This window comes from Pseudomonas sp. GD04091 (assembly GCF_029836165.1).
In the GTDB taxonomy this organism is placed as follows: domain Bacteria; phylum Pseudomonadota; class Gammaproteobacteria; order Pseudomonadales; family Pseudomonadaceae; genus Aquipseudomonas.
Genome location: NZ_JAOEBG010000020.1, coordinates 112,852 through 120,550 on the forward strand (window position 1 = coordinate 112,852; position 7,699 = coordinate 120,550).

General features: G+C 59.1%; 4 protein-coding genes and 3 pseudogenes. 1 reads left to right on the forward strand and 6 read right to left on the reverse strand.

Annotated elements, in window-relative coordinates:
• Nucleotides 1–279: 279 nt before the first annotated feature.
• A pseudogene (locus N7422_RS26880) lies at nt 280–630 on the reverse strand (RHS repeat-associated core domain-containing protein); the annotation flags it as partial.
• A 94-nt stretch (nt 631–724) separates the two neighbouring features.
• Between N7422_RS26880 and N7422_RS20940 the strand changes: the two are divergent.
• A pseudogene (locus tag N7422_RS20940) lies at nt 725–886 on the forward strand (transposase); the annotation flags it as partial.
• A gap of 18 nt (nt 887–904) precedes the next feature.
• Here N7422_RS20940 and N7422_RS20945 read toward each other — a convergent pair.
• The 5 genes and pseudogenes from N7422_RS20945 to dgcB form a co-directional block, all read right to left on the reverse strand.
• Nucleotides 905–1,771 carry an RHS repeat-associated core domain-containing protein gene (locus tag N7422_RS20945; protein WP_347815273.1) on the reverse strand — a complete coding sequence of 289 codons (867 nt, stop codon included), beginning with the start codon at nt 1,769–1,771 and terminating at the stop codon, nt 905–907.
• A gap of 621 nt (nt 1,772–2,392) precedes the next feature.
• Nucleotides 2,393–2,617 (reverse strand): annotated as a pseudogene (locus tag N7422_RS20950) (RHS repeat-associated core domain-containing protein); the annotation flags it as partial.
• Between the two features lie 1,036 nt (nt 2,618–3,653).
• Entirely contained in the window at nt 3,654–4,424 is a 771-nt protein-coding gene (locus N7422_RS20955; RefSeq protein ID WP_279808343.1) for an electron transfer flavoprotein subunit beta, read from the reverse strand.
• A gap of 11 nt (nt 4,425–4,435) precedes the next feature.
• Nucleotides 4,436–5,668, reverse strand: a complete 1,233-nt coding sequence (locus N7422_RS20960; protein WP_279808344.1) for an electron transfer flavoprotein subunit alpha/FixB family protein — start codon at nt 5,666–5,668, stop codon at nt 4,436–4,438.
• A complete protein-coding gene (gene dgcB / locus N7422_RS20965; RefSeq protein WP_279808345.1) occupies nt 5,668–7,620 on the reverse strand; it encodes a dimethylglycine demethylation protein DgcB in 1,953 nt (650 codons plus the stop codon). Before dgcB ends, N7422_RS20960 begins: the two co-directional genes overlap by 1 nt.
• Nucleotides 7,621–7,699: the final 79 nt, after the last annotated feature.

Below are 7,699 nucleotides of genomic sequence, written 5' to 3' on the forward strand. Positions count from 1 at the left end.
ACCCTAGACCGCCGTGAGATATGTGCCCAGAGGAGTGGAGACTGCAACTTTCCAAACCACTCGAATGGCTCCAAACAGCACTGCCATTGAGGCTTGAGCTCGGCGAAACAGTTCTCTACCGTGCGTGCATAGTGAAATGCCAACATCCAAAGTACCTAATGCAACCCCGGACACCATGGCATAGTTACCCGCCATTTGAAATCCTTCACCTTGCTGCACGTTCTCGAACGTCTCTATCATTCGCCCTCCAACATAACTCGTAGCGCCACCTATGGCTAGTTAAAGAGAAGCAATGGACTTTCTTGTGAATGATTGATTAAAGACCTTACTCACAACTACAGCCACTATTCCAACCAAGAGCATCACTCCATTAAGGAGATCGCAAGTAGAAGCCAAGTGGCTATAGTTTCCGCTCCGGTCGTGTCGATTGATCGGATCTCCGTTGCAATAATCGTAACTGTTAATCCCGCCCCTTACGAACGGGCTTAATCGATCGGACGAAAGAAAGCGCATCAACGCCGGGCTGTATGCTCGATATCCGTTGCCCAGTAGATAATTACCCTGTTGTCGCTCGTGTAGCTGGCCAGTGAAGCCGATTTTGGTGAAACCGGGAGGCCCAGGCCGGTAGCCATAGGTTCTGTATAAAAACCTTTAAAACCTCACCGGAGCCTCTGGAAGCCTGATTTTCCGTTGAGTTCTCGCTTTTTAGGCGAAGGATTCTGCCATGTCCAAGCGATACGAACTTTCCGATGAAAAATGGAAAATAGTCGCAGATCTCTTCACCGCACATCGACGTACAGGACGCCCAAGAGTCGACGATCGCTCGATGCTCAATGGCGTGTTGTTGGTGCTGTGCACCGGTGCAACCTGGCGGGACATCCCTAAATTTATACAAATAAAAGACTCAGTCTCTGCCATCTCTCACGATGGCCATTTCTTGACTCGATTGTCCAGTTCCATGGTTGCCGCGCGACATTGACGAGCGACCCTGTTCTAAGGGAGCAGGGGGATGCAGGATTAACTGCTGGTTAACCTCCCCTTGACGCGTATTATTTTTGTCTCTCCCATTACCATAGTGTTTCCTAAACATTTCAACAGCTGATATTCCTAGCAGCATACCTTCGCCCACGAGGGCCATCGTGGCACCGCCCATATAGGCTACGGCCAGACCGAAGTCATTGGGACTATTATCTACTCCGGAATACTTTGGATCCATATCTCCGGTCTGGTTAGAAAACTTGATAAAACTTGCCGTACCAGCAATCACTCCCCCCGCCGATTTCAATCCTTGGCCTGCGATCTCGACAACTGCATAGGGCTTATTATCAAGATAGCTTTTTGCCATCTTCATCCCATTATGAACAAACGATACCCCGGAATTCGCAAGTGAAATACTTGAGCCAGCTAACCACATCATCGGATTGGCTGCTAGCCCATCTGGATCAGTAAAGTTCATCGGATCATTCTGGACATACGCATAAGAGTTTATACCTCCACGTTCGAACGGACTGAGGTGATCTGGCGAGTGAAAGCGCTTTAATTTTGGGTTATAAATGCGATGACCGTTCCCCAACATGTACCAACCAAAATTTTTCTCGCGCAGCTGCCCAGTATATCCAACCGTCCTTGGCGACACAGAAGGCTCAGTGTAACCGTAAGGGGTGTATTGAATTGACCGTTGTTCGCGGTCGACTCTCGAAGCAAGCACGCTAGACTGTCGGTCTGACAGGAAAATCGTTAATGAACTAGACATAGTAGCCTCCACAGGCATGATTACTCGTGAATTAGCCGCTACCACCAAACCCCATTACTTAAATAGTAACTGCAGGGTCAAAATTTTACGACGCACTATAAACTCGGGTATTCGCGCTCAGCACATTAGGCGATGAACTATAGGAATCATTCAGATTGATCCAGAGCGCCAGGCGTAGGCTGAAGGAAACTCATTACCGACTCGCCTCTCAATACCCCGAATAGCCTGATCATATGCCTGATCCATGTCCAAATCGTCAATCTGCGGGAAAGTATTAGAGCCATGCAACAAACTCCGCTTTGCTTTATCAATCTCAATATCAAGCCTCATAACCATTTCAGTGTATTCCGCCCTCCTAACAGTCATCTGTGCAAGTTCAGTAAGACGCTTTAAGCTTTCATCGGAATGTGGCTCTCCGCTAGGTGAGCGTCGAGAGATAATGAGTTTTTCGGTATCTTGTATTGCAGTGCTTAGCTTAGTCAAATAAGCATCATATTCGAGTCTTTTTTTACCTAGATCATAGACTCTTTCCAAATAATTGCGTTCTCCGCTCGACAGGTGCCCAGTATTGTCTTTATTTTTCAATCCCACGTTGGTAGTGCTGGAAAATAGCGACCTGGTTAGTTTTTTTCTATTTCGTCCAGACGGGTCCCGCCAATTGACTGGATCACCTTCACAGTAGGCATAAACATTGATGCCTCCCCGCCCAAACGGACTCAGGCGATCCGGTGAATGAAATCGCATCAGTATCGGATTGTAAGCTCTGTATCCATTGCCTAGCAGGTAATGGCCCCGTTGTGGCTCCCATAACTGGCCGGTGAAACCGATTTTCGTGAAACCGACAGACACAGGTCGATAGCCGTAGAGCGCGTACACCATGGACATGGAGTCGGACATGGAGTCAGATGCAGACCGAACAGCAAACGGGCTCTCGAGCAGGTCCGTCATCAGCAACTGTGTTGGCGCCATAAGCCAAGCCCCCGCGCTCGAGGTTATTAGGCGAGTAGGATATGGATTCGATTCTGTCCTTGGCTCGTGAGGTTAACAACTGACAAAAATACCAGGGTGTCGCCCTGCTTTGGCGTACCTACCCACAGACCCCTTTCCGCTTGAGCGAAGGGCGGCCGCGACAGTCGTCGTTAGCACCGGTGGTAGGCAGGTCAAATATCGAGCAGTTCCATGTACGCTAGGCATTACGGGGCCTGCAGCGAAAACCCAACACTTTTTCCACAGGTGGACTCACAGGAACTGTGAAAAACTTTGCCCGATGGAGCAAAAGGGGTTGTGCATATCTCACCGGAACCCACTTTTCTCAATATCTCTTTGGTGGCCTAGCCTTTGATCGTTTATTGAACAATCCATCTAGTCCCCGAAGAAATGGGGCCTCCAGCAATAGGCACACACGTTATCCACAGCAGGGCCAACAGAGATTGTGGGCAAACCGTCTTGAGCAGGGAAAGAGCTGCATTGTCGCCTCTGGGTAGACTTGATCAAATTTCGAACAATTCCTTGTAAGCCTTACTGAGTAAGGCCTGCGGCGAAGCGCGAACACTTTATCCACACATTGTCGAACAGATTTCGTGGATAACCGAAAGCCAGATTGCCGACCTCCCTGATCCGGCCGGAAGTGGTCGCGGCGAGAGGCGTTGTGGATAAGATCAAAACCGCTGCGAAATGAAGTGAGTGGGGGTGATTCGTGTAGGGCCTGTGCTGGCCCTTTCGCGGGCAAGCCTGCTCCCACAGGGCTTGCCGGTGGGTCTGGCAAAGCATCCGCGAGCCCCGGCATGGAATCCTGTGGGAGGTACCGCCTTGCGCAAATTGCTCAGACTGGCCTGATCCCTGTGGGAACGGGCTTGCCCGCGAACATCGAGCCTGTGCGCTGCACTCGATCGTCGAAATCTCAGCGCAGCACACCCTCCTCCACCAGCAACTTGAGAATGGCTTCGGCGCCTTCCTGTGGGGAAACATCCTTGAGCACCTTGCCGCCACCGCCGCTGGCCTTGGCCGTGGCGGCCTTCATGCGGTCGGCGCCGCTCTTGGCCTTGATCACCTTGAGCCGCTTGGGCCGTGGACGGGCGGGTTGCAGGGCGTCTTCGGCCAGCAGTGGATCTTCCACGACCTCTACATTGCGCGCCGCCAGCACACCTCGGCGCGCCGGGCCGAACGCGCTTTGCCGTGGCTTGGGTGCAGCGTTATCCACAGTCGCCAACAGCGGCAGGCGTACCTTCAGGCGGCGCCGCTGGCCACGGGGCAGTGCCTGTAGCACCTGGGCAGTGCCGTTATCGATGGACTCCACTTCAGCCAGCCCGACCACCAAAGGCCAGCCCAGCTTCTCGGCCAGCAGGAACGGCAACATGCCCGAGCCCTCGCCGGTCTCGGCCTGGCTGCCGGTCAGCACCAGCTGGGCGCCCGCCTCACGCAGGTAGTCGCCGAGCACGCCGAGCACATCGGCGCCAACAGGCTGTTCCAGCACATCCAGGTGCTCCAGCCCCATGCCCAGGTAGGCGCGCAGGGCCTCCTCGCGCGGATCGCCGGCGTGCACCACCTGCAAGTTATCCCCAGCCAGCTGCAAGCCCAATTCGACGGCGCGGGCATCCTGCTCGGCGCGGCGGGCGCGACCGGAGCTGGGGTGGGCGCCGATCGAGACCAGGCTGATGACTTTCGTACTCATGCTCATTGCCCCTATGCCGCGTCGCGCTGGCTGCCGCTGCGGTAGTTATCCACAGCGTCGATCAATGCCTGAAGAATCGCCGAGCTGTCGCCGATCACCGACAGGTCGGCCCGCTTGATCATGTCGCAACCCGGGTCCATGTTGATCGCCACCACCTTGTCGCAGGCGCCGATGCCCTGCAGGTGCTGGATGGCGCCGGAGATACCCACAGCCACATAGACCCGTGCGGTGACCCAGGTGCCAGTGGCACCGACCTGGCGGTTGCGCGGCATGAAGCCGTCGTCCACCGCCACCCGCGAGGCGCCCTCGGTGGCACCCAGGGCGGCGGTGGCCCTGTGGTACAGGTCCCAATCCTTGACGCCGTTGCCGCCGGAAACGATGAACTCGGCCTCGGCCATGGCGATGGCGGCCGGGTCGACGGCCACCGAGCCAAGGTCTTCGATCCGCGACAGGCTCCGGGCCACGCCTGTGGACAACTCCATCGGCAACGCTTCGTGGCGGGTTTCACTGACCGGTTCGGCGCACTCGGCGGCGGCCAGGATCAAGCGTGGCAGCGAGCGCTGGATATCCTGCTGGCCGGCGCCAGCGCGGCCGATGCATTGGCCATCCTTGACCTGCCACACCCGCGTCGCCGGGCGCTCGCCCAGGGCCGCGGCGAAACGCCGGCCCAGCTCGCCGCCGCCGCTGCGGCTGTCGGGCAACAACCAGTGGCGCGGCGCGAACTGGTTATCCACAGCCCGTAGCCCCTGCACCAACTGCTCCGGTGCATAACCTTCGAAGGCCTCACCCTCGATGACCAGCAGGCGGTCGACGCCGGCTGTGGAAAAGTTGTTTTCCTTGTGCTCGCCAAAGACGATGGCCAGCACCGCGCCGTCGCTGCCGGCCAGGCCGTGGGCCAGGCCCAGCAAGTCGCGGTCGTGGCTGCCGAGGCGGCCACCGACCATGTCCGGCACGACGGCGATATAGAACGCCGGCTCCACGACTTGATGCATCGGCAGTTGCACTTCGGCGGTCGTCGAGCGCCGTCCGCCCACAGCGGTGCCCTGCTGGGCACCGCTGCGGTCGAGGCGCTTGAGGCCGTTGGGGCCGATGAAACCTGCGGCGATCGCATGGGGGTTCTTGCGGATGAGACCGTTGGGCCCCATCCAGCTGGTCTGTTGCGTCTGCATCGCCGCGTGCAGCGGATGCAGGCGGTTACGGGCGATCCACTCGGCGCGTGGGTCGCGGCGGATGATGTCGCTCATCAGTGCACCTCCGCAGGTTCACGTTTGGCCGCCTGCGACTTTGGGGTTGCAGGGGCTTGCTCTTCGATCAGCACGTCGGCCACCAGCTCGGCCAGGTCCTTGACCTGGGGGCGCGGCTCGACCACGCCCTCGAGCATCGCCGTGCACTGTGGACAACCCACGGCCACCAGCTCGGCCTCGGTTTCGCGAATGTCGTCCATGCGCATGTCGGGAATGCGCTGCTTGCCAGGGATATCGGTGATCGGCGCACCGCCGCCGCCGCCACAGCAGCGGGAACGGAAGCCCGAACGTTGCATTTCGCGCACCTCGATGCCCAGGGCCTTGAGCACTTCGCGCGGGGCTTCGTACTCGCCGTTGTAACGGCCCAGGTAGCACGGGTCGTGGTAGGTGACACTGCCGCCCTTGTGCTGGCCAAGGTTGAGTTTCCTGGCCGCGATCAGTTCGGCGATGTAGGTGCTGTGGTGCTGCACCTGGTAATCGCCGCCAAGGGCGCCGTACTCGTTCTTCAGCACATGGAAGCTGTGCGGGTCGCAGGTGACGATGCGCTGGAACCCGTACTTGGCCAGGGTCTGGATATTGCGCCTGGCCAGTTGCTGGAAGGTCGCTTCGTCGCCCAGGCGGCGCGCCACGTCACCACTGTCGCGCTCTTCGAGCCCCAGCACGGCGAAGTCCACGCCCGAGGCCTTGAGCACCTTGACGAACGCGCGCAGGGTGCGCTGGTTGCGCATGTCGAAGGCCCCGTCGCCAACCCAGAACAGCACGTCGGTGCTCTTCACCTCGGACAGCAGTCGCAGGTTGAGGTCGGCCGCCCAGTTCATTCGACCGCCTGGGGCGAAACCGCCTGGGTTGTCGGTGGCGATCAGGTTGTCCAGCACCTCGGCGCCCTTGTTCGGCGTGGCCCCCTTCTCAAGCGTGAGGTGACGGCGCATGTCGACGATGGCATCGACGTGCTCGATCATCATCGGGCACTCCTCGACGCAGGCCCGGCAGGTGGTGCATGACCACAGTGTCTCGGCATCGACCAGGCCGTTGACGATCGGTTGATGCGGATGGCCGCCATGCTCGCCAATCGGCTTGCCAGGGTACGGGCTGCCGGCAAACCGGGCGTCGGTGCCACCGGCCAGGCCGATGACCATGTCCTGGATGAGCTTTTTCGGGTTCAGCGGCTGGCCGGCGGCGAACGCCGGGCACATGGCCTCGCACTTGCCGCACTGCACGCAGGCGTCGAAGCCGAGCAGCTGGTTCCAGGTGAAGTCCACCGGCTTTTCCACACCCAATGGCGCGTTGGGGTCTTCCAGGTCCAGCGGCTTGAGGCCGGTGGAGCGACCGCCGCCGAAGCGCTCGGCGCGGCGGTGCCAGGCCAGGTGCAGGGCGCCGGCGAACGCGTGCTTCATCGGACCGCCCCAGGTCATGCCGAAGAACAGCTCGGACACGCCCCACAGCACACCGACGCCCAGCAGCGCGACCAGCACCCAGCCACCGGTACCTTCCGGCAGGATGCCGGCCACCGGCAGCGTGGCGATGAAGAAGCTTGCCGCGAACATCAGCAGGCTCTTGGGCAGGCGCATCCACGGGCCCCTGGACAGACGCGAAGGAGGATCGAGCCGGCGTTTGAAGACGAAGAGCGCACCGCTGAACATGATCACCGTGGCTACCAGCAAGGCATAGCCCAGGATCTTGCTGTGCAGGCCGAAGCCGTGCACCAGGATTGCCAGCACGGCAGACAGCACGAAGCCGCCTGCGGTGGCCACGTGGGTCTTCGACATGTATTTGTCGCGCTCGACCACATGGTGCAGATCCACCAGGTAACGTCGTGGCATGGCCAGCAGACCGCCGAGCAGGTTTACCTTGCTCGGCCGGCCACGCCGCCACATGCGCACCCGGCGCAGGGCGCCGAGCACCGCCAGGGCGAGTGCTGCGAACAGCAGGATGGGTAGAAGGGTGTTCAACATGGGAGGCTCCCACAACAGCTAGAATCATGCGCCGCTCTCAAGGGCGACATCGACCCCTGTAGGAGCGGCCTTGTGTCGC